Annotated in this window: 20 protein-coding genes; 13 read left to right on the top strand and 7 right to left on the bottom strand. The window is 65.2% G+C overall.

The genetic code is table 11. The features are described 5' to 3' along the window. Positions 1 to 88: 88 nt before the first annotated feature. Positions 89 to 1375: an exodeoxyribonuclease VII large subunit gene (gene xseA, locus ABIN76_RS13640; RefSeq protein ID WP_346960228.1), complete on the bottom strand. Its 1287-nt coding sequence runs from the start codon at positions 1373 to 1375 to the stop codon at positions 89 to 91. 189 nt (positions 1376 to 1564) lie between these two features. Here xseA and ABIN76_RS13635 point away from each other — a divergent pair, with 189 nt between their 5' ends. Next, positions 1565 to 2428, top strand: coding sequence for a hypothetical protein (locus tag ABIN76_RS13635; protein ID WP_346960227.1), 864 nt, complete (start codon positions 1565 to 1567; stop codon positions 2426 to 2428). Between the two features lie 22 nt (positions 2429 to 2450). Further along, positions 2451 to 3542 carry a 4-hydroxy-3-methylbut-2-enyl diphosphate reductase gene (locus ABIN76_RS13630; protein ID WP_346960226.1) on the top strand — a complete coding sequence of 364 codons (1092 nt, stop codon included), beginning with the start codon at positions 2451 to 2453 and terminating at the stop codon, positions 3540 to 3542. 18 nt (positions 3543 to 3560) lie between these two features. Here the strand turns inward: ABIN76_RS13630 and ABIN76_RS13625 are convergent, their stop codons facing one another. Then, positions 3561 to 4835, bottom strand: a complete 1275-nt coding sequence (locus ABIN76_RS13625) for a DNA recombination protein RmuC (protein ID WP_346960225.1) — start codon at positions 4833 to 4835, stop codon at positions 3561 to 3563. 151 nt (positions 4836 to 4986) lie between these two features. On the opposite strand from ABIN76_RS13625, the gene ychF reads away from it, so the two are divergent. After that, on the top strand, positions 4987 to 6072 hold the full coding sequence (gene ychF / locus ABIN76_RS13620; RefSeq protein WP_346960224.1) for a redox-regulated ATPase YchF: 1086 nt from the start codon (positions 4987 to 4989) through the stop codon (positions 6070 to 6072). Between the two features lie 208 nt (positions 6073 to 6280). On the opposite strand, the gene ABIN76_RS13615 is transcribed toward ychF, so the two are convergent. After that, positions 6281 to 6958 carry a GNAT family protein gene (locus ABIN76_RS13615; RefSeq protein ID WP_346960223.1) on the bottom strand — a complete coding sequence of 226 codons (678 nt, stop codon included), beginning with the start codon at positions 6956 to 6958 and terminating at the stop codon, positions 6281 to 6283. A 349-nt stretch (positions 6959 to 7307) separates the two neighbouring features. After that, positions 7308 to 7757, bottom strand: coding sequence for a DUF4188 domain-containing protein (locus ABIN76_RS13610; protein ID WP_346960222.1), 450 nt, complete (start codon positions 7755 to 7757; stop codon positions 7308 to 7310). Positions 7758 to 7861: 104 nt separating this feature from the next. Between ABIN76_RS13610 and ABIN76_RS13605 the strand changes: the two genes are divergently transcribed. The 5 genes from ABIN76_RS13605 to ABIN76_RS13585 all read left to right on the top strand — a co-directional run bounded on the left by ABIN76_RS13605 (position 7862) and on the right by ABIN76_RS13585 (position 11411). Continuing rightward, a complete protein-coding gene (locus ABIN76_RS13605) occupies positions 7862 to 8431 on the top strand; it encodes a TetR-like C-terminal domain-containing protein (RefSeq protein WP_346960221.1) in 570 nt (189 codons plus the stop codon). A gap of 132 nt (positions 8432 to 8563) precedes the next feature. After that, positions 8564 to 9088 carry a hypothetical protein gene (locus ABIN76_RS13600; protein WP_346960220.1) on the top strand — a complete coding sequence of 175 codons (525 nt, stop codon included), beginning with the start codon at positions 8564 to 8566 and terminating at the stop codon, positions 9086 to 9088. 313 nt (positions 9089 to 9401) lie between these two features. Continuing rightward, on the top strand, positions 9402 to 10055 hold the full coding sequence (locus ABIN76_RS13595; RefSeq protein ID WP_346960219.1) for an SDR family NAD(P)-dependent oxidoreductase: 654 nt from the start codon (positions 9402 to 9404) through the stop codon (positions 10053 to 10055). Between the two features lie 169 nt (positions 10056 to 10224). Further along, on the top strand, positions 10225 to 10659 hold the full coding sequence (locus tag ABIN76_RS13590) for an SRPBCC family protein (RefSeq protein ID WP_346960218.1): 435 nt from the start codon (positions 10225 to 10227) through the stop codon (positions 10657 to 10659). 188 nt (positions 10660 to 10847) lie between these two features. Then, on the top strand, positions 10848 to 11411 hold the full coding sequence (locus tag ABIN76_RS13585) for a dihydrofolate reductase family protein (RefSeq protein WP_346960217.1): 564 nt from the start codon (positions 10848 to 10850) through the stop codon (positions 11409 to 11411). Between the two features lie 47 nt (positions 11412 to 11458). On the opposite strand, the gene ABIN76_RS13580 is transcribed toward ABIN76_RS13585, so the two are convergent. Genes ABIN76_RS13580 through ABIN76_RS13570 form a run of 3 tightly spaced genes read right to left on the bottom strand, consistent with a single transcriptional unit; the run spans position 11459 to position 13497 of the window. Beyond that, positions 11459 to 12226 (bottom strand): SCO1664 family protein, encoded by a 768-nt coding sequence (locus tag ABIN76_RS13580; RefSeq protein WP_346960216.1) that lies wholly within the window; start codon positions 12224 to 12226, stop codon positions 11459 to 11461. Continuing rightward, positions 12226 to 12780: a DUF3090 domain-containing protein gene (locus tag ABIN76_RS13575; RefSeq protein ID WP_346960215.1), complete on the bottom strand. Its 555-nt coding sequence runs from the start codon at positions 12778 to 12780 to the stop codon at positions 12226 to 12228. The genes ABIN76_RS13580 and ABIN76_RS13575 overlap by 1 nt, the downstream gene beginning before the upstream one ends. A 24-nt stretch (positions 12781 to 12804) precedes the next feature. Next, a complete protein-coding gene (locus ABIN76_RS13570; RefSeq protein ID WP_346960214.1) occupies positions 12805 to 13497 on the bottom strand; it encodes a histidine phosphatase family protein in 693 nt (230 codons plus the stop codon). A gap of 80 nt (positions 13498 to 13577) precedes the next feature. On the opposite strand from ABIN76_RS13570, the gene ABIN76_RS13565 reads away from it, so the two are divergent. The 5 genes from ABIN76_RS13565 to ABIN76_RS13545 all read left to right on the top strand — a co-directional run. Next, on the top strand, positions 13578 to 13829 hold the full coding sequence (locus ABIN76_RS13565) for a hypothetical protein (RefSeq protein ID WP_346960213.1): 252 nt from the start codon (positions 13578 to 13580) through the stop codon (positions 13827 to 13829). A gap of 98 nt (positions 13830 to 13927) precedes the next feature. Then, positions 13928 to 14632, top strand: a complete 705-nt coding sequence (locus ABIN76_RS13560; RefSeq protein WP_346960212.1) for a class I SAM-dependent methyltransferase — start codon at positions 13928 to 13930, stop codon at positions 14630 to 14632. A 23-nt stretch (positions 14633 to 14655) separates the two neighbouring features. After that, positions 14656 to 15240 (top strand): hypothetical protein, encoded by a 585-nt coding sequence (locus ABIN76_RS13555; RefSeq protein ID WP_346960211.1) that lies wholly within the window; start codon positions 14656 to 14658, stop codon positions 15238 to 15240. Between the two features lie 343 nt (positions 15241 to 15583). Continuing rightward, on the top strand, positions 15584 to 17365 hold the full coding sequence (locus ABIN76_RS13550; protein WP_346960210.1) for an ABC transporter family substrate-binding protein: 1782 nt from the start codon (positions 15584 to 15586) through the stop codon (positions 17363 to 17365). A gap of 185 nt (positions 17366 to 17550) precedes the next feature. After that, positions 17551 to 18882: ABC transporter permease (locus ABIN76_RS13545; protein WP_346960209.1), on the top strand; the 1332-nt coding region annotated here is incomplete at its 3' end.

The following is an 18882-nucleotide window of genomic DNA, read 5'->3' as shown; positions in this document are numbered from 1 at the left end:
CCTTGGATGAGTGCGGTGCTAACGCCGCTGTCGGGGCCGCTGCTGCGGTCCCGGGGAAGTGGGGAGTGGCCGGGACTGCCGGGGAGGGTCAGGCCTCGGCGGTCTCCTGGCCGCCGGTGGACCTTGCCGTGAACCTGCCGCCGGCCACCCGGACGGCCAGCGCTGTGCCGGCCGGGGCCTGGTCCGGGTGCCGCACCACCTCGTGGCGGGTTCCGGGAACGGTGTTGCCGTCGTCGAGCTGGACGACGGCGTAGCCTCGGTCCAGCGTTTTCTGCGGCGACAGGGCGCGCACCTGGGCCTTGAGGTGGACCAACTGGTCGGCGGCCCGCACGACGGCGGTATTTATCGCGGCGTGCGAGCGGCCCTTGAGCCGTTCGACGTCGTCGTGCCGTGCGGTGACCATGCCCTCCGGCGCCGCCAGCACCGGGCGGGAGCGGAGCGAGGCGAGCCGGTCCGTTTCCCGCTCGACGAGGCGGGTGGCCCCGCGGCGCAGCTGGTCGCGGGCCTGCCGGACCCGGGCCAGTTCCTCCACCACGTCGGGCACTATCCGCTTGGCCGCGTCGGTGGGCGTCGAGGCGCGCAGGTCTGCGACGTCGTCGAGGATGGGCCGGTCCGCCTCATGGCCGATCGCGCTGACGACCGGCGTCGCCGCGGCGGCGACCGCACGGATGAGGTCTTCACTGCTGAACGGGAGGAGGTCCTCCAGGGCGCCGCCGCCGCGGGCGATCACAATCACGTCCACGTCCGGACGGGCGTCCAGTTCCTGCAGGGCGCCGACGATCTGGGCCACGGCGGTGTTGCCCTGCACAGCGACCTCGCGGATTTCGAATTCGACGGCGGGCCAGCGCAACGCCGCGTTGCGCAGGACGTCCTTCTTCGCATCCGAGTCGCGTCCGGTGATGAGGCCGATCCGGTGGGGGAGCAGGGGCAGGCGTTTCTTGCGGGAGTCAGCGAAGAGCCCCTCCGCGGCGAGGGCCTGGCGCAGCCGTTCAATCCTGGCCAGCAGGTCACCGAGCCCCACCGGCCGGATGTCCTTGACCGACATGTTCAGCCGGCCCGTCTTCAGCCAGAACTCGGCCTTGATCAGGGCCACGACCCGGGAGCCGCGCTCCAGCGGGGTGGCCTGGCGGTCCAGGACGTTGGTCCAGACCGACGCGGGCAGTGAGATCTCGGCGTCAACGTCCCGCAGGGTGAGGTAGGCGTTGGTGCCGCGGCGGTTGAGTTCGATCACCTGGCCCTCGACCCAGGCCGAGGGCGCGCGGTCGATATGCATCTTGAGCTTCTGCGAGAGCAGCTGCAGCGGCCAGGGGTTGTCCGGGCTGGTGTCTGCCGCGGTAGCCGGCAGGGTGCTGGTGGCGGCGGTGTCTTCAGCCATGCCGGTGGCCGCCGGCGGGGAGTGCCTGGTGCTGGTGCATGTGGGGAGAAGTCCTTTGGTGGATACGGGTCTGCTTCAACTCTATCCATAGCTCTATCAGCGGGCCCGGACGTTTTGGGCCGCTGCTTTCGGGTTCGCCGTTACCCCACCGTAGGATGGCTCTACTCCCAACCCTCCTAGGAGACTTTCGTGCGCACTTTTGTCTCGGCCGTTGCCGTGCTGATCGGCCTTGCCATGGCGGCTGTAGCCGTCCCGGCCATGTGGGTGGACCGGAATATCGTCCAGGAGGACGGATTCGTGGCCCTCTCCGCACCGCTCGGCAAGGACCCCGCCTTCCAGCGGCGGCTGGCCACGGCTGCTGTGAACGGCATCGCCTTTGGCGACCAGCAGATCCCCGACGCGCTGGCTGCTGTGGTCAAGCCGATCCTGCAGGACGCCGCCCAGTCACTGACGTCGATGCCCGGGTATTCAGATGCCTGGGCGGAGACGCTGCGCAAGAGCCACCGGCTGAGCTTCGCCGACCCCCGCACCCTTCCGGCGGACGCGAACGGCACCACCTCCCTGACCCTCGACGTCGCCCCGCTGGTGGGGCTGGTGGTCAAACGGATCTCGGAGGCCTCGCCTGTGCCGTTGAAGGCCCCGGCGGAGGTGCGGATCGCCATCGGCCAGTCCGACCAGCGGCAGCTGATCGAGCGTGTCTCCGCCTACGCCCCAATGGGCTCCGCCGTCGCCGTGGGCTCGGCCATCGCCTTCCTTCTCGCTTTGGTCGCCGCTAGGCGCAAGTGGACGGTCCTGGCTGGAATCGGCGTCGGTGCCCTCATCCTGGCCGGGGTGTGGAAACTGGGTGCAGATACCGCGGGAACGATTCTCCAGGGCGCCGGCAGCGGAAACGACGTGGCGGAGATCTTCAAGCGGGAGTTCGTGACGGCCTCCACCGCGGGCTTCGGGCAGTGGATTGTCGCGGCACTCGTGGCAGGGGTGCTGCTCCTGGTTTCGGGGCTGGTGCTCCGGGTGGCCGGTGCCCGCCGGACCGCGGCACGAAACCGGTATTAGCGAACACCGGTAGCATTGGGGCATGACCACCACCGCTGTCTCCATACCGATGCCCTCCGTTCCGCGCCGGCGGCGAACGCCGGAAGACGTGCTGGCGGCGGCACCGGTAACCGGGCCCAAAAAGGTGCTGCTGGCGGCCCCGCGCGGCTACTGCGCCGGCGTCGACCGTGCCGTGATCGCGGTGGAAAAAGCCCTTGAGCACTACGGCCCGCCCGTCTACGTCCGCAAGCAGATCGTGCACAACGTCCACGTGGTCAGCTCCCTAGAGGAAAAGGGTGCGATTTTCGTCGACGAAACCGATGAGGTCCCCGAGGGCGCCCTGGTGATCTTCTCGGCGCACGGTGTTTCGCCGGCGGTCGTGCAGTCCGCGGAGGACCGAGGCCTGCGGACCATTGACGCCACCTGCCCGCTGGTGACCAAGGTGCACAAAGAGGCGGTCCGCTTCGCTAAGGACGACTTCGACATCCTGCTGATCGGCCACGACGGCCACGAGGAAGTCGAAGGGACGGCCGGTGAGGCGCCCGAGCACATCCAGATCATCAACGGCCCGCACGAGGTGGACAAAGTCACCGTCCGCGACCCGGAGAAAGTCATCTGGCTCTCGCAGACCACCCTCAGCGTGGACGAGACCATGGAAACGGTCCGCCTCCTGAAGGAGCGTTTCCCCACCCTGCAGGATCCGCCCAGCGACGACATCTGCTACGCCACCACCAACCGGCAGGTGGCCATCAAGAAGATCTCGCCGCAGGCCGACCTCGTGATCGTGGTGGGATCCGCGAACTCCTCGAACTCCGTGCGCCTGGTGGAAGTGGCGCTGGAGTACGGCGCGAAGGCCTCCTACCGGGTCGACTTCGCCAACGAGGTGGACGAGTCCTGGTTCGAGGGCGTCGCCACCGTCGGCGTGACCTCGGGCGCGTCCGTGCCGGAGGTGCTCGTCAAGGACGTGCTCCGGCTGCTGGCCGACTACGGCTACGGTGCCGTCGAGGAAGTCGTCACGGCGGAGGAGGACCTGCTGTTCTCGCTGCCGAAGGAGCTGCGGGCCACGCTCAAGCAGGCCGGGGACGTCTCCCGCGCCCTCGGCGGCCGCAGCGCCCGTTCCGCGGAAAAGTCCTAAGCTCCCGGCCACACCGCCCTAGGCGGCGGATTCTTCCGACGCCCCGCGGTCACCGGGCTGTCCCGCGGCAGCTTCCGCGGAACCGATTGCCTGTTGCAGTTCCGGGGCTGCCACGGAGCGCGGCGTCGCCTCGACGGTGACCGGAGTGGCCAGGCCGGCGCCGTCCATGGCGTTGAGCTTCCGCGCGGTGGGCAGCACTCTGGCTTCCAGCGTGCCGACCAGCGAGTTGTAACGGTCCACCGAGGTCTTCAGCGATGAGCCCAGCTTGGAGACGTTGTCGCCCAGGGTGCCCATCCGTTCGTAAAGCTGCTGCGCCAGCTCGAAAAGCTCCCGCGCGCTGTCCGTCAGCACGTCCTGCCGCCAGGTGAACGCCACGGATTTGAGCACCGCCAACAGCGTCCCGGGCGAGGCGAGGACGACGTTCCTGGACAGCGCATAGTCCAGCAGCGCCGGATCTGCCGTAAGGGCGGCCGCCAGGATCGACTCCGCGGGCAGGAAACACACCACCAGTTCCGGAGCGTTGCCGGGGATGTCCCAGTACTTCTTGTTGCTCAGGGCATCAACGTGGGCCTTCAGCGCCTTGGCATGGGCTGCCAGCAGCGACTGCTGGCCGTTCAGTGTTCCCGCTCCGGGGGCCCGGCCGCCGGCGGGGGAGCCGAGCTCCTGCGCCTCCAGGTAGGCCGTCAGCGGCACCTTGGCATCCACCACGAGCTGCTTGTCGCCCGGGAGCTGAACCACGAGGTCGGGCCGGACGGTGGCCTCGGACCCCGAGCCTGAACTGTGCAGCTGCTCGTGGAAGTCGACGTGCCGGAGCATCCCGGCCGCTTCCACCACGCGGCGCAGCTGGACCTCGCCCCACTGGCCGCGCGCGCTGTTGGACCGCAGGGCCGACTCCAGCGCGTGCGTTGACCGCAGCAGCTGCTCGTCCGAGAGCCGGGCCTCCTGCAGCTGCTGGGCGAGCTGGCCGTATTGTTCCAACCGGTCCCGCTCCAGCAGCGAGACCTGCTGCTGGACGGCGGTGAGCTTCTCGGCCACGGGTGCCAGTGCGCGCAGCACGCTGCCGTCCTGCGTCCGCGCGTCGCCCAGCTCCCGGTTCTGCGCCGCGAGCAGGCGGCGTTCGGCGTCGGCGGCGGCGAACTGGGCGCTGACCTCGGAGAGCCGGGCGGAGACGCCGTCGAAGTCGTGTTCGAGGGCGGCGCTGCGGCGCCGGAACACCACGAAGGTGAAGGCGGCGCCGGCCACCGCTCCGATGAGCAGCATCAGCAGGGCAAGAATGAGTGCGAAAGCGTCCATGCCTTCACTCTGGCACGCAGCCCTGACACTTTTAGCCAGTGACGCTCGGGACGCCGGATCCGCGGACGCGGACCGCCCCGGGCGACGCCGACGGCGAACGGCGCCCCGCCGCCGCAGGGGGAGGGGGCGTTTACCGGTAGAATCAATACTCGTGGCTCTTACTATTGGCATCGTCGGACTGCCCAACGTCGGCAAATCAACCCTTTTCAACGCACTGACCCGCAACCAGGTGCTCGCGGCGAACTACCCGTTCGCCACGATCGAGCCCAACGTCGGCGTCGTGAACCTGCCGGACCCGCGGCTCGAGAAGCTGGCCGCCATCTTCGGCTCCGCACGCCTGCTCCCGGCTGCCGTGTCCTTCGTGGACATCGCCGGCATCGTCAAGGGCGCGTCCGAGGGCGAGGGCCTGGGCAACCAGTTCCTCGCGAACATCCGGGAGGCCGAAGCGATCGCCCAGGTGGTCCGCGTGTTCGATGACCCCGACGTCATCCACGTCGACGGCAAGGTCGATCCCCGCTCGGACATGGAGACCATCAACACCGAGCTGATCCTGGCCGATCTCCAGACCATCGAGAAGGCCGTCCCGCGGATCGAAAAAGAAGTCAAGATCAAGAAGCGCGAAGCCGCCGAGCTGGCCGCCGTCAAGGCCGCCCAGGCCGTGCTGGAACGCGGCGACACCATCTTCTCCTCGATCAAGAGCGACAAGCTGGAAATGGAACACCTCAAGGAACTCGGCCTGCTCACGGCCAAGCCCTTCATCTACGTCTTCAACGCGGACGAGGGCATCCTGGGCAGCCCGGAGAAGCAGGAAGAGCTGCGCGCCCTGGTGGCCCCGGCCGACTGCATCTTCCTCGACGCCAAGCTGGAATCAGACCTCGTCGAACTGGACGAGGAAGAAGCCCGCGAAATGCTGGAAATGAACGGCCAGGACGAGTCCGGCCTGGACCAGCTGGCGCGCGTCGGTTTCCACACGCTGGGGTTGCAGACCTACCTCACCGCCGGCCCCAAGGAAACCCGAGCCTGGACCATCCACCAGGGCGACACGGCTCCCCAGGCTGCCGGTGTCATCCACTCCGACTTCCAGCGCGGCTTCATCAAGGCCGAAGTCGTCTCCTTTGACGACCTGATCGAGGCTGGCTCCATGGCCGAGGCAAAGGCCCGCGGCAAGGTCCGGATCGAAGGCAAGGAATACGTTATGGCCGACGGCGACGTGGTTGAATTTAGATTCAATGTGTAGGTTCTTCGCCTGAATCAGTAGAAATGCCGCCCTCCGTGAAAACGTACGAGGGCGGCATTTCTTGTAACAGAATTGATAGTCGTAGCGTCAAGGACCTTCGGACGGAGTCCCGGTGCATAGGAAATTTCGGGCTTTTTCCTCGGATACCCAATGACCTGCGACTCCAACGCGAGGCGATGCGGGTCTTTCCCTTACCAGCGCTCACGAGTCATTTCACAGCTAACCCCTTGACGCCGACCGGGGAGGGGGCCATCTCGGTCGTTTCCTTATGGCCTGATTCCGTCGGAGGCAGATCCGGTGCGCTCCGTGGACCTGCAGTCCACTCCCGGTCCAGTATTCCGAAGACGAACTCACTTCCCCACCTACCTTTGAAAAAGACGTTTTCGTGGAAGTGGGCTTCCCTCCGCATTCCCACCCTGTCAAGAAGCCGGGCCGCAGAATCGTTGAGCGCGTCGGTGACAGCTAGTATGCGGTGGAGATGCAACTGCTCGAAGGCGTAGCCGAGGAGCCCCAGAACCGCCTCACGGCCATACCCGTGCCCCTGGTGCTCGGGCGCTAGAGTAAATCCCAATTCCGCCTCGCCCTTTTCAGTGTCGTTCACCCTTAATGCAACATCGCCGATGAGAATGCCGTCGGCACGTCTTTCGAGGGCGAACTGGTACCACTCTCCCGGTATGCCGGGCTGGATGTTTTGCATCGAGTTGATGAGGGTGCGACCTTGTTCAAGGGTGTAATTGCTCCAGCTTTGGTACCGCTCGACCTGGGGCTGGGCGCGATAGGCGGCAAAGGCTTCTGCATCTGCCGGATGGAATGGGCGGGCGTGAAGGCGCGGTGTTTCGAAATGGGCGACAGCGGGTCCTGTTTCGGGGCCGTTGAAAGTCGGCATTTAGTTTCTTCTCCTTGTAGGAACTTTGGATTTGTTTCGGGAGTGCTGCGGCCCGTTCGCACGGTGGTGAGGCTTGCTGGCTGCCGTGGACGTGCTGCGGATGCCGGACGCCGCTTCGCCGCGGCGACGGACGGCTCGGTGCGGCACTGTTCGGCCACAGCTGTCGCGCTCGGGAGTCTATCGGCGGAGCGGTATCCGGAGCATCCTAGCCCGGGCCTGCGCCGGGTTCACCGGAAGCGTGCCGGGTCGCCGTCCGTGGCGGAGAATCGCGGCGATGACTCCAATGAACGGGCTCTGCCTTCACTATTGGCCGGGGACCTTTCACAGTGAGAACTGCAATCTAGACGGCTCATTCGGACAGACGCCCACTTACCTTGTCTGCCTCCAGACGCTGGCGTGCGGTGTTGAGTCCTGCTCCCACCGGGACGTGGCCGGTAGCTGATGCCAGTCCGAAGACCGGCATGTCGCTGTACATGCTTTCCCTGCCACCCGGGACCGTCTCGTAGGTCTCGTGCCACACCCCGACGTCGCCAGTGCCAGCTGATTCGCGCATGAACCGGCGCCAGGGCTCAAGGTGCGGCGCGGACCGGTCCGCCGCGAACCGCTGCAGATGCTCCGGGCTCTTCCAGTAGGTGACCATGATGGTGGTCCGGCCGAACCATTGCTGGTAGCCCAGCAATCCTGCATCCGGCGTCTTGGCCAGGTAGGCAAGCATCTTGGGCATGGACGCCCCCACCTGTGCCACCTTCCCGAATTTCCACCACCGGTTCGCGCGCATCCCGATCAGGAAGACTGTCACCGGTCCTCCGGGAGCGGCAGTGAAACGCCCTGTGTGAACTTGGTCAGCCAATTCTTTTCCTTTCATAACAGTGTTACAGAACAGTGTTATGGAATACTTGCTGTATGGCAAGACCCGTAGTCCACGACGAAAACCTGCGCCGCAGGCTGCTCGACGCCGCAGCCTCCCTGATCGCCCGCGACGGCGCCGCCGTCGTATCGCTGCGTGGCCTTGCCGCTGCCGCGGGGACGTCGACGACAGCGGTGTATTCACTCTTCGGGGGGAAAGCGGAACTGCTGAGTGCCGTGCTCGACGACGGCTTCGCGTCCTTTGCTGCCTCCCAGCAGGACGCAGCCGATGGCGGCGTCGAAGCATTGGGGCTGGCCTATCGAGCCTGGGCCCTGGAGCATCCGGTTCTCTACGGCCTGATGTTCAGCGGTTCGCTGGCCAGCCAAGTACCCTGCCGGCCGACACCGGGAGCCGCTGAACCAGCAATAGGGCCGCTGTTCGCCGCAGTTGCCGCAGCGATGCCAGGATCGCCGGAGGATGAGATCGCCTCGATGGTCGGCGTGGTGTGGGGCCAAGTCCACGGGATGGTGTCACTGGAACTTGCCGGAGCGCCAGCGGCTGGCTGGACGTGGGAAGCGGCCTATGATGCCGGCCTTCGGCAGATTGGCCGCTCGCTGGGACGCTAGGGAAGGACTTTGACCCCAAGCGAAGGGAGATCAGAAGTGGAGGTCTGACGGCCGTCGCTCCGGATCCGCAAGTCGTCCACATACGGCAGGATTCTGATCCGCACAGCCTGCTGTCCGTTCAGTATTGGTCCCATGGGAATCCGATACTACGCCTACGCATTTGACAGTGATCAGGCCGGGAAAGCACTTGCTGATCCACGCACCATGATCGGCCCCGACCCGCTCGCGGATGCGTTCGGCCTTGAGCCTGGCTTTGTTCGGGGCGTCACAGACCTCCGGCAATCTCTCCCGGAGCGTGACCTCCTCTACCTCGACAAAGCATGGCCGTATTTGCAGCGGCTCACTGCTCCGCGCTCGTCGGGTTCTGCAGCCAGAGCTTCCTACCGGATGTTCGAAGGGCATGTGACACATGCCGACGATGGTTTTACCTGGCAGCCGTGGGTGCGCGCACTTCCGCCGCACGAGGTCGCACTGATTGCCCGGGACCTTGAGGCGATCGACGACCACGACATCAACGCCGTCCTGGGCGGGTCCCGCTCGTCCGGCCAGTCGCTGGAGTCCGAGATGGCCTATGCCGCCGCTTTCCTTGACAGAGCGAAAGATTTCGTCCGCGCGGCGGCCTCGGACGGGCGCGGATTTGCTTACATGATCGGTTGACAGAGGTTCAGCAGCAACGGGCCGACGTTAGAGGTGACCATGACGGCGTTCGGCGGGCGAGTGCCAACACGTTATTCCGAGACGGAACGTGATTGAGCTCCGGTTTAACGTTTAGCCCACAGAATTTTGAGACGGCCCCAGATGCTTCCGCATCTGGGGCCGTCTCCGTTGGTGCGGTGGGAGCCTCGGTGGGTTCTGGGTGCCGAGTGTGCAATAGCCGGTGTCTCGGATGGCCGCCAATGGCGGTTCCCAAGAGTGCGCAGGAATCCGACCCGCGCTGGGCTACCTGCAGCACGTGGCCTAGGATCTACCCATGACGACTCTTCAGGGTGCAGTTGTTCTGGTAGTCGGCGCCACCGGCGGACTCGGTTCGCGCATCGCCGCTCAGCTGGAGAGCAACGGGGCCGTCGTCGTCCGATCGTCAAAGTCTGGTGGGCATGATCTGCGCATACGCTCCGTGATCCAGAAGGTGCTGGATGACACGAATGCGCAGTACGGACGTCTCGACGGGCTAGTGGTTGCATCCGGGGTCGTCGCCTTCGGCGCCGCATCAGACCTTGAACCGGCCACGGTGGACGAACTCTTTGCTGTGAACACGACCAGTTCGATCCAGCTCATTACCCAGAGCCAGCCCTACCTCGCGGCCTCGGCACGTGAGGGCCGGGAGCCCTTCGTGGTCACACTGAGCGGTGTTGTCGCCGAGGCACCCGTCGCCGGTCTGGCGGCATACTCGGCGTCGAAGGCTGGGCTCGCGGCCTTTGTTGTCGCAGCGGCGCGTGAGTATCGCCGCGCGGGCATCCGAATCGTGGACGCCCGCCCAGGCCACACCGGCACCGCGCTGTCCAAGCATCCGATCGCCGGGTCAGCGCCGCGATTCGGAGCGGGGCTGGATCCGGACATAGTTGCAGCGCGGATTATCACCGCGATTGTCAACGGCGAGAAAGATCTGCCCGGCACTGCCTTCTAGACTCGGTCAGACGTTCATTTGCATTGCTCATGGGCGTCAGCCACAGGGGCGGCCGATTGTGTAGTGCTGACGATCCGCGGTGATCCCGGCCGGAAAGCGCGTCATGCGATAGTTGGAAAAGTCCGCCTCCGGCATCTCCGGCCGGCTAGCAACACACAGAGGAACACCCATGGTGAACGTCCAGACCGAAATACTGATCCGGCGGCCCCGCGACATCGTGGCCAGCTATGCTTCCGACCCGGACAACGCGCCGGCTTGGTACGTGAACATACGATCTGCAAAATGGCAGACTCCGCGGCCCTTGGCGGTCGGATCCCGGGTTGCCTTCACCGCGCGATTCCTGGGCCGAAATCTGGATTATGTCTACGAAATAAGCGAGCTGGTCCCTGGCTACCATCTCACTATGCGTACAAGTCAAGGTCCTTTCCCGATGTGGACCACCTACAGCTGGTCCGATGAGGATGGCGCGACCCGCATGACACTCCGCAACACAGGTGAACCCTCCGGGTTCTCAGCATTTGCCGGCATCTTCATGGCGCCAATGATGCGCAGGGCCATGCGCAAGGACCTGGAGAACCTCAAGAAGATCCTCGAAGCCCACTAATCCACCAGGGCCCTCGCGCTTCCCGCGCCAGTGCGGCCCCTCGCTCGATCCGGAGCAGAGAACACGTGGGCCGAGGCACCCTTTTCGTCCTCCCGATCGGCGTCTTTCAGCGGCGCATCTCTGGAGTTGGCTGGACGTCTGTTTCCCTGGTCTGTACAAGGAATACCGGCTCACGGGAGACTGACGCCATGCGCAAATTGACCTTCGGCATGAACCTGAGCCTGGACGGCTACATCGCCGCGCCCGGCGGCGACGTCGGCTGGAGCGTACCGAGCGACGAGCTGTTCCAATATTGGTCCGACCGAGTGGAGGCGACCGGGCTGGCGCTGTACGGGCGCAAACTGTGGGAGACGATGAGCTCCCACTGGCCGACTGCCGACCAGCAGCCTGGCGCCACAACGGCTCAGATCGAGTTCGCCCGCCGCTGGCGGGACATGCCGAAGGTGGTGTTCTCCTCGATGATCAGCACGGTGGATTGGAATACCCGTCTGGTCGCCGGCGACGCGGTCGCCGAGGTCACCAGGCTCAAGGCCGAGGACGGCGCCTCCATGGACATCGGCGGTGCCACACTCGCCGCGGCGGCCATGCGGGCCGGGCTGATCGACGAGTACGCGATCGTCACCCATCCGGTGCTGGTGGGCGGCGGCACGCCGTTCTTCACAGCCCTGGACAACCGGGTGGACCTTAGCTTGCTGGAGACCCGGACGTTTCCCGGCGGTGTGGTCCTTACCAGGTACGAGACCCGGCACTGAGTGCCCGCCGACACGGCGGAATGCGAACCCTGGCCACTATCGCTCCTTTAGAACAGCGGCCAGGGGACGGCCGGCATCTCACCGCGCGGACCCGGAAACCGCCCTGCCAGGCGCAACCGGGCGCAGCGCGCGGCGAGCGATGTGATTTCGTCGGCGCTGAGCAAGTCCGCCAGGTCTCGGCCCAGCCCACCCTGCAGTCCTTCGCTGACACGGTCGAGGCCGTCGCGTTCCTCGGCGGTCAGCGCGTCTCCCAGCCATCCCCACAGCACCGTGCGCAGCTTGTGATCACGGTGAAAGGTGAGCCCATGGTCCACGCCGTGCCGGTGTCCGTCCGTCATGGCAAGAATATGGTCGCCTTTGCGGTCGGCGTTGTTGACGATGATGTCGAACACCGCCATGCGCCTGAGCGCCGGCGAGTCTTCGTGAACGAGGGCGACCATCCGTCCGTTCTCATCTCGTCCCTCGAGGACGTGTTTCCAGCCCGTCTCCGGCACCCGGTCCGTCGCGACCAGGTCCACGGCGCTTTGGGCGGGGTCCCTCTCCTGCCAGAGCTGCACCATTCCCTCGCCCATCGGACCATCGCGTAGCCAAGTGTGCGGCACAACGTCCCAGCCGAAGACCTGGGAGACCAGGTACGCGGCCACTTCCCGGTGAGCCAGGGTGCCGTGGGGAAAATCCCACAGCGGCTTTTCGCCTGCTATCGGCTTGTAGACGACCGCCAGGTCACCGATGCTGCCCAGGAATGTGGCGTTCGAAGCAGTCGTGATGCGGCCGGTAAGCGTCAGCTCGGCGGTCACCAGGTCCGTCGCCGGCATCAGGCCTCGGGAAGGGTGCAGATGTGCCCGTCGGCGTCGATGGGGTAACCGCAGAGCGGGCACGTCGGACGCCCGGCGCCCACTATCTCACGGGTGCGTTTGGCGAATGCGCGGGCGGTGCCGACCGGTATTCGCACCAGCAGCATTTCGGGTTCCGCAGCGTCGTCCTCGGCAAGCAATGGGTCGTTGTCATCGGCGTCGACGTCGGTGACGGGGTAGGCCTCAATGACGACCTGGGCCGTGGTGGGGTCCCAGCCCAAGCTCATTGCCCCGGTGCGGAACTGCTCCTGCACCGCCTCGAGCTGGTCATTGTCGACAAGTTCAATGGGAGTGCCGGTGGGAACGCTGAAGGGGTTGCCCTCGACTGTGAGGAGCTGGTCGAGAATTTCGTCGACCTTCTCCGCGAGCAGAGCAGCCTGCTGCTTCTCCAAGGCAATACTCACGATCTGCTTCCCTGCGCGCACCTGCAGATAGAACGTACGTGCCCCCGGACGGCCAATGGTGCCAACGACGACCCGATCAGGCCAGGCAAACTCGTGAACACGTGTAGGCATGTCAGTATTTTAGGCACATGAGGTTCATGGCGTCGCCTGCCCTGCACCGCCGCCCACCGGCGCATCGCCGGAGTGGATGCCGTTCGACAGCCACGACAGATCACCCGCATCGGTGTTGGTCGCGTAGACGCTCGGCCGACTGGCGCCGTAGCGCACGATCGATATGGAGGCGGGGCCCACATTAATACGCTGGAACAGGTCGAGGTGCATGCCGAGCGCGTCGGCGAGGACCGACTTGATGATGTCACCGTGACTCACCGCCACCCACACGGCCCCTGGCCCGAACTCGGCTTCGAAGGCTGCATCGTGGCGTCGAATCGCTGCCACTGACCGGGCCTGCATCGCTGCCATGGATTCACCGCCGGGAAAGACGACGGCGGACGGTTGCGACTGCACGACCGGCCACAATTCCTCGGCCGCGAGATCGCTGAGCATACGGCCCTGCCACTGGCCGTAGTCGCACTCGGTGAGAGCCGGATCGACCGGCGCGTACGGCGTGCCAGCCTGGCGATCGAGGATGAGCTGGGCAGTCTGCTGGCAACGCTCGAGAGGACTGGATACCACCCCAACTAAGGGCACGGCCGCGAGCCGGTCTCCGGTCAGAGCCGCCTGGTCCCGCCCGATCTGGTCCAGGCTGACGCCGAAGGCCCGCCCCGCCAGCAGCCCGGTGGCATTCGCGGTGGTGCGGCCGTGCCGCACGAGGATAACTGTCGCCATCCACCCAGCCTAACCACCCGGTCGATGGCGGATCGCACCGAACCGGGCCGCGTCGAACTGGCAAACAATGCACTGTACGCATGACGTCGTTGATGGAACACTGCGGGATGAACATCTTTGAGTGGTGGCCCCTGGTCGATGCGGAAACACGCGGCTGGCTCATTGAGCACAACGGCGAGCCGCTGCCGCCGCATGTGTTCTCCAACATCGTGGCGGTCACCGGCAGCACGGCCGATTCCGACTGGTGGGCAGGCGAAACTGCAGACGGACCCCAGCTTTCCGATGACGCAGTGGACTGGATCGAGGCCGTCGCCAACGATGAAGAGGCGTAACGCAGGCGGGACAGGCGCCCCGGTGCGGATGCGGGGCCGGGTTGTTAGGATCGGGCCGACCGTCCTGACCGTATGCGTCTTTCCGAAAGCGGGGATCCGTGAAAGCCGACCATTATGACAATTTTGCCGAGAGCTACTCGGCGGAGAACGAATCCAGCCTCCTCAACGCCTACTACGAGCGGCCGGCAATGATCGGCCTCGCCGGCGACGTGACCGGCCGGCGGATCCTGGACGCCGGGTGCGGCTCCGGGCCCCTGTCCGCGGCGCTGAGCGCTAAAGGCGCGATCATGACGGGCTTCGATTCCAGTCCAGCGATGCTCGACCTGGCAAGACAGCGACTGGGCGCAACCGCTGACCTGTACGTGGCAGACCTCGGCAAACCGCTGCCTTTCGCGGATGGCTCGTTCGACGACGTCGTCTCGTCCCTGGTTCTGCACTACCTCGAAGACTGGTCGGCACCGCTTGCCGAACTGCGGCGCGTGCTGAAGCCGGGCGGTCGCCTGATCTTGTCGGTCAACCACCCCACGGTCACCGTGGTCACCCAACCAGCCGAGGACTACTTCGCCCTCCGGCAGTACTCGGAGGATTACGAGTTCGACGGCGAGCCTGCGGTCCTGACTTTCTGGCACCGGCCGCTCCACGCGATGATCAACGCCTTCATCTCGGCCGGATACCGCGTAGCCGCCGTGAGCGAACCGGAGCCGTCTCCGGATACACCGCCTGAACTGCTTCCGCCGCGCATCCTCAGCGGCGAGAAGACAGCGTTCCTGTCCTTCATCTTCTTCGTCCTCGAAGCCGACTGAGTGTAGAAGTGGGATGTGGGCCCATGAGCCGACGCGAGGGATGGGGTGCGGCGCTCCTGGCGGCGGCAGCGCTGGCCGGGTGGGGCGGAAGTGCAGTGTCGGAGGCCGCCAAGGTTGCCGCCAGTTCGCATCTCGTCCTTTTCGTCGCTGTGCCAGCCGAATGTATTGGCGCGTGGCTCGTGGCTACGGCTCTAATAGCGGCCGTTGCCGCGGTGATCCTTCTGGTGCCGCCAATGATCAGAAGGATCCGCCCCCGCAAGCTGAGTCTTGCAGCCGCGTGGACCGCTGGTCTGGCTGCGGCCGCTGCGGTGCCCCACCTTGCACTCCTGTTGTTCTTCGCCGTCCTCACAGCCGTCGTGTCTGCTGACTATGTGAGGCTTGAAGCCGATGACGGCCAGTCGGTGCTCATCACCCAGGACCAGTTCGACGGCGAGGCAGTCGACATCTATGTTCGGCACGACGACACCCACTACCGGTGGAGCCGCAGCGCGCCCGAGCTCGCCGGCCGGCCGCGCGTAAAGGATCAGAACTGCAGGCTCGACCCGGTCGGCGGCGGGCTTCAACTGGTCTGTAACTCCGGCACCCTGGCAATCGGTCAGAACCTATAACCTCGGTTGACGCGCCGTCGCTGGGTCCCCGCCGGGCCGGTAATGGCCGATTAACTCGAAAAGCCCCGATTCGCATGAATCCGGGCTTTTTGATGCGTTTCGTCCCTATCTTGCGGTGTCCCATCCGTCAATGAATTTCGACAAAATTTACTTAACGGCCCCGCCAATTGTTGCAGCTCGATAACGAACTATACCGAGGGTCAACTTTCGTGCCCTTCTGACCCGTCGCGGGTTTACGCTTCATGCCATGTGAGACGCGCCACACTGCCGCTGGGGGAGTGTGGACGTCTGGCGGGTGCCTACGGCGCCGGTCTCATCCACACCACAGAAACAAGGAGGCGGAATGCGCTTCGGTCGTATTTCCAAAGCAGTGGGGGTCGCGGCGGCAGCGGCGCTCGCACTGAGCGCCTGTGCAGGCAACAGCGGCGGGTCAACCCCCTCGACTGCTGCTGCGGCAGGCAAGTCAGGCGGATCGGCAACGGTCGTCGAGGTTAACGCGTTCAACACGTTCAACCCGAATACCGCGGACGGCAACACTGACATCAACTCGAAAGTCAGCTACGCCACCCACTCCGGGTTCTTCTACATCGACAACAAGCTGAACGTTGTGCGCAACGAAAAGTTCGGCAAGATGGAAAAGGTCTCAGACAACCCACTCACCGTGAAGTACACCATCAACGACGGTGTTAAGTGGTCCGACGGCACCCCCGTCACGGCAGCCGACCTGGTCCTCCAGTGGGCCGCATTCTCCGGCTACTACAACGACGCAGACGCCGAAGGCAAAAAGGGAACCACCTACTTCTCCTACGCCGGTGACCCGACCGGTATCGCGCTGACCGATTTCCCGGAACTCGGCGACGACAACCGTTCCATGACCATCAAGTACTCGAAGCCGTTCGCTGACTGGGAAATCGCCCTCGGCGGCCCGGGTATCGACATCCCGGCCCACGTCCTGGCCAAGAAGGCGGGCCTGGCCGACGCCAAGGCCTTCGTCGACATGATCAAGGAAATGCCCCGCGGCGACGCCAAGAACCCGAAGCCCGCCAACAAGCAGCTCAAGGCCATGGCTGACATGTGGAACACCGGCTTCGACACCAAGACGCTGCCGGCCGATCCCAGCCTCTTCCTCTCCAACGGCCCCTACGTCGTGAAGGCGATGAACCAGGACCAGTCCCTGACCATGGTCAAGAACAAGGACTACAACTGGGGCCCGGAGGCCAAGCTGGACGAAATCACCGTCCGCTACATCGGTGAGGCTCCGGCCCAGGTCCAGGCGCTGAAGAACGGCGAGGCCGACATCATCGCACCGCAGGCTTCCGCCGACACGGTGGAGCAGCTCAAGGCCCTCGAAAGCCAGGGCGTCACGGTGGAGGTGGGCAACCAGCTCTCCTACGACCACATCGACCTGAACTACAGCGGCCCGTTCGCCGACAAGAATGTCCGTGAAGCCTTCATGAAGACGGTTCCGCGCAAGGACATCGTGGACAAGATCGTCAAGAAGCTTGACGACAAGGCCGCTCCGCTGGATTCCCAGCTCTTCGTCCCGGACCAGGCCAAGTACGCCGACTCCGTCAAGGACAACGGCTCCTCCGCGTACCAGGATGTTGACATCGAAGGTGCAAAGAAGCTGCTGAACGGTGCCACGCCGTCGGTCCGCATCATGTACAACAAGGACAACCCCAACCGTGTTGACGCCTTCTCCCTGATCCGCGAGTCCGCCGGCAAGGCTGGCTTCAAGGTCGTCGACGGCGGTCTCGGCAAGTCTGACTGGGGCAAGGCCCTCGGCGACGGCAGCTACGACGCCACCATCTTCGGCTGGATCAACTCGGGCGTCGGCGTTTCCGGTGTTCCGCAGATCTTCAAGTCCGGAAACGACTCGAACTTCAACAAGTTCAGCGATCCCGAGGCCGACAAGCTGATGGACGAACTGATCGTCACCACCGACAAGGCCAAGCAGGATGACCTCATCCAGCAGATCGACAAGAAGATCTGGGCCTCGGCCTACGGCCTGCCGCTCTTCCAGGCGGTCGGCGTGGACGCATACAGCGACCGCCTCACCGGTGTGAAGTACATGCCGAACCAGACCGGTGTCTGGTGGAACTTCTGGGAGTGGGCACAGAAGTAGCCCGCAACCGCAAGTGACACTTGCTAGCTGAAGGCGTCGGGACCACGGCTTTACGGTCCCGACGCCTTTCTAGCGACCCTCCCCGGCGATGTCTCGGCGCTAAGCCGCATCTCCCGGGGAACCCGGCCTAACTCTGCGACCGGTCCGGGCGATCCCTGGGCCCGAATACCGAGGTTCTATTCCCCATGGTGACCTACATAGTCCGGCGGCTCATGACTGCCGCCCTCATTCTTCTCGGTGCATCCTTCCTGGTGTATCTCCTGACAGCGGCGTCAGGGGATCCCCTTGAGGAATACCGGGCTATCAACGCAGCGAACAAGCAGCAACTGATGGACGCCCGCACCGAACTCCTGCAGCTGGACGTCCCGCCGCCGCTGCGCTACTTCAAGTGGCTCGGCGGTGCGGCCCAGTGCCTCATCCCCTTCGCCGGCTCCTGCGACCTGGGCAAGAACATCGTCGGCCAGCCCGTCACCGACGCCCTGGGACACGCCCTGGTCCAGACCCTGACGCTGGTCACCGGCGCCACAGTGCTGGCCATCCTGATCGGCATCACGCTGGGCATTGTCACGGCCCTGCGCCAGTACAGCGCGCTGGACTACGGCGTGACGTTCATGGCATTCCTGTTCTTCTCGCTGCCGATCTTCTGGGTCGCCGTCCTGCTCAAGGAATTCGGCGCCATCGGCTTCAACAACTTCCTGCGCAATCCCGAAATCCCGATACCGACTGCCATCGCCATCGGCGTGGTCTTCGGTGCCGTGATCGCGGTGGCCGTGGGCGGCGAGCTCAAGCGGCGGGTGCTCACCGGCGGCGTCGTCTTCCTCTTTGTCACCGCCATCCTGGTCTACTTCTCCGCCACCGAATGGTTCAAGACCCCGGGCCTGGGGCCGGTGCTGATCGCGATCGCCGGCGTCGGCCTGGCCTTCGCCGTCACCCTGCTCACCGCCGGCCTGAAAAACCGCAAAGCCCTACAGTCCGCGCTGATCAGCGTCGGCGTCGGCGTCGTGCTGTACTTCGTGGTCCAGCCCCTGCTGGACCAGGCCACCTTCGTGATGATCGTGCTGCTGGGTATCGCCACCGTCCTGGTCGGCCTGGGCATCGGCTACCTCGTGGGCGGCTACGACCGCGGGCAGTCGATGCGCGCGGCCGCCATCACCTCGTTCCTGGTGGGATTCCTGATCCTGCTGGACCGGTTCATGCAGGCCTGGCCGACGTACTTCAACAACAGCCGGGTCCGCGGGCGCCCCATCGCCACCATCGGGGCGAGCACCCCGAACATTGAAGGCGATTTCTGGGTGCTGGGCCTGGACTCCTTCACCCACCTGATCCTGCCGACCCTGGCCCTGATCCTGATCTCCTTGGCCAGCTACACCCGGTTCACCCGGGCCTCGATGCTGGAAATCATGAACATGGACTACATCCGGACCGCCCGGGCCAAGGGCCTGACCGAACGGACCGTGGTGATGCGCCACGCCTTCCGCAACGCGCTGATCCCGATCGCCACCATCGTGGCCTTCGAC

This window comes from uncultured Arthrobacter sp. (assembly GCF_964021775.1).
In the GTDB taxonomy this organism is placed as follows: Bacteria; Actinomycetota; Actinomycetes; order Actinomycetales; family Micrococcaceae; genus Arthrobacter.
The sequence above is the reverse complement of the archived record's forward strand: the minus strand, read 5'-3'. Positions and strand labels throughout refer to the sequence as shown.

What these genes read in the sequence shown, in the direction of transcription:
- ABIN76_RS13630 (WP_346960226.1), top strand. Translation starts at nt 2,451, where the DNA reads ATGACCACCACCGCTGTCTCCATACCGATGCCCTCCGTTCCGCGCCGG.
- ABIN76_RS13590 (WP_346960218.1), top strand. Translation starts at nt 10,225, where the DNA reads ATGGTGAACGTCCAGACCGAAATACTGATCCGGCGGCCCCGCGACATC.
- ABIN76_RS13575 (WP_346960215.1), bottom strand. Translation starts at nt 12,780, where the DNA reads ATGCCTACACGTGTTCACGAGTTTGCCTGGCCTGATCGGGTCGTCGTT.
- ABIN76_RS13595 (WP_346960219.1), top strand. Translation starts at nt 9,402, where the DNA reads ATGACGACTCTTCAGGGTGCAGTTGTTCTGGTAGTCGGCGCCACCGGC.
- ABIN76_RS13555 (WP_346960211.1), top strand. Translation starts at nt 14,656, where the DNA reads ATGAGCCGACGCGAGGGATGGGGTGCGGCGCTCCTGGCGGCGGCAGCG.
- ABIN76_RS13565 (WP_346960213.1), top strand. Translation starts at nt 13,578, where the DNA reads ATGACGTCGTTGATGGAACACTGCGGGATGAACATCTTTGAGTGGTGG.
- ABIN76_RS13625 (WP_346960225.1), bottom strand. Translation starts at nt 4,835, where the DNA reads ATGGACGCTTTCGCACTCATTCTTGCCCTGCTGATGCTGCTCATCGGA.
- xseA (WP_346960228.1), bottom strand. Translation starts at nt 1,375, where the DNA reads ATGGCTGAAGACACCGCCGCCACCAGCACCCTGCCGGCTACCGCGGCA.
- ABIN76_RS13615 (WP_346960223.1), bottom strand. Translation starts at nt 6,958, where the DNA reads ATGCCGACTTTCAACGGCCCCGAAACAGGACCCGCTGTCGCCCATTTC.
- ABIN76_RS13580 (WP_346960216.1), bottom strand. Translation starts at nt 12,226, where the DNA reads ATGCCGGCGACGGACCTGGTGACCGCCGAGCTGACGCTTACCGGCCGC.
- ABIN76_RS13600 (WP_346960220.1), top strand. Translation starts at nt 8,564, where the DNA reads ATGGGAATCCGATACTACGCCTACGCATTTGACAGTGATCAGGCCGGG.
- ABIN76_RS13585 (WP_346960217.1), top strand. Translation starts at nt 10,848, where the DNA reads ATGCGCAAATTGACCTTCGGCATGAACCTGAGCCTGGACGGCTACATC.
- ABIN76_RS13570 (WP_346960214.1), bottom strand. Translation starts at nt 13,497, where the DNA reads ATGGCGACAGTTATCCTCGTGCGGCACGGCCGCACCACCGCGAATGCC.
- ABIN76_RS13605 (WP_346960221.1), top strand. Translation starts at nt 7,862, where the DNA reads ATGGCAAGACCCGTAGTCCACGACGAAAACCTGCGCCGCAGGCTGCTC.
- ABIN76_RS13550 (WP_346960210.1), top strand. Translation starts at nt 15,584, where the DNA reads ATGCGCTTCGGTCGTATTTCCAAAGCAGTGGGGGTCGCGGCGGCAGCG.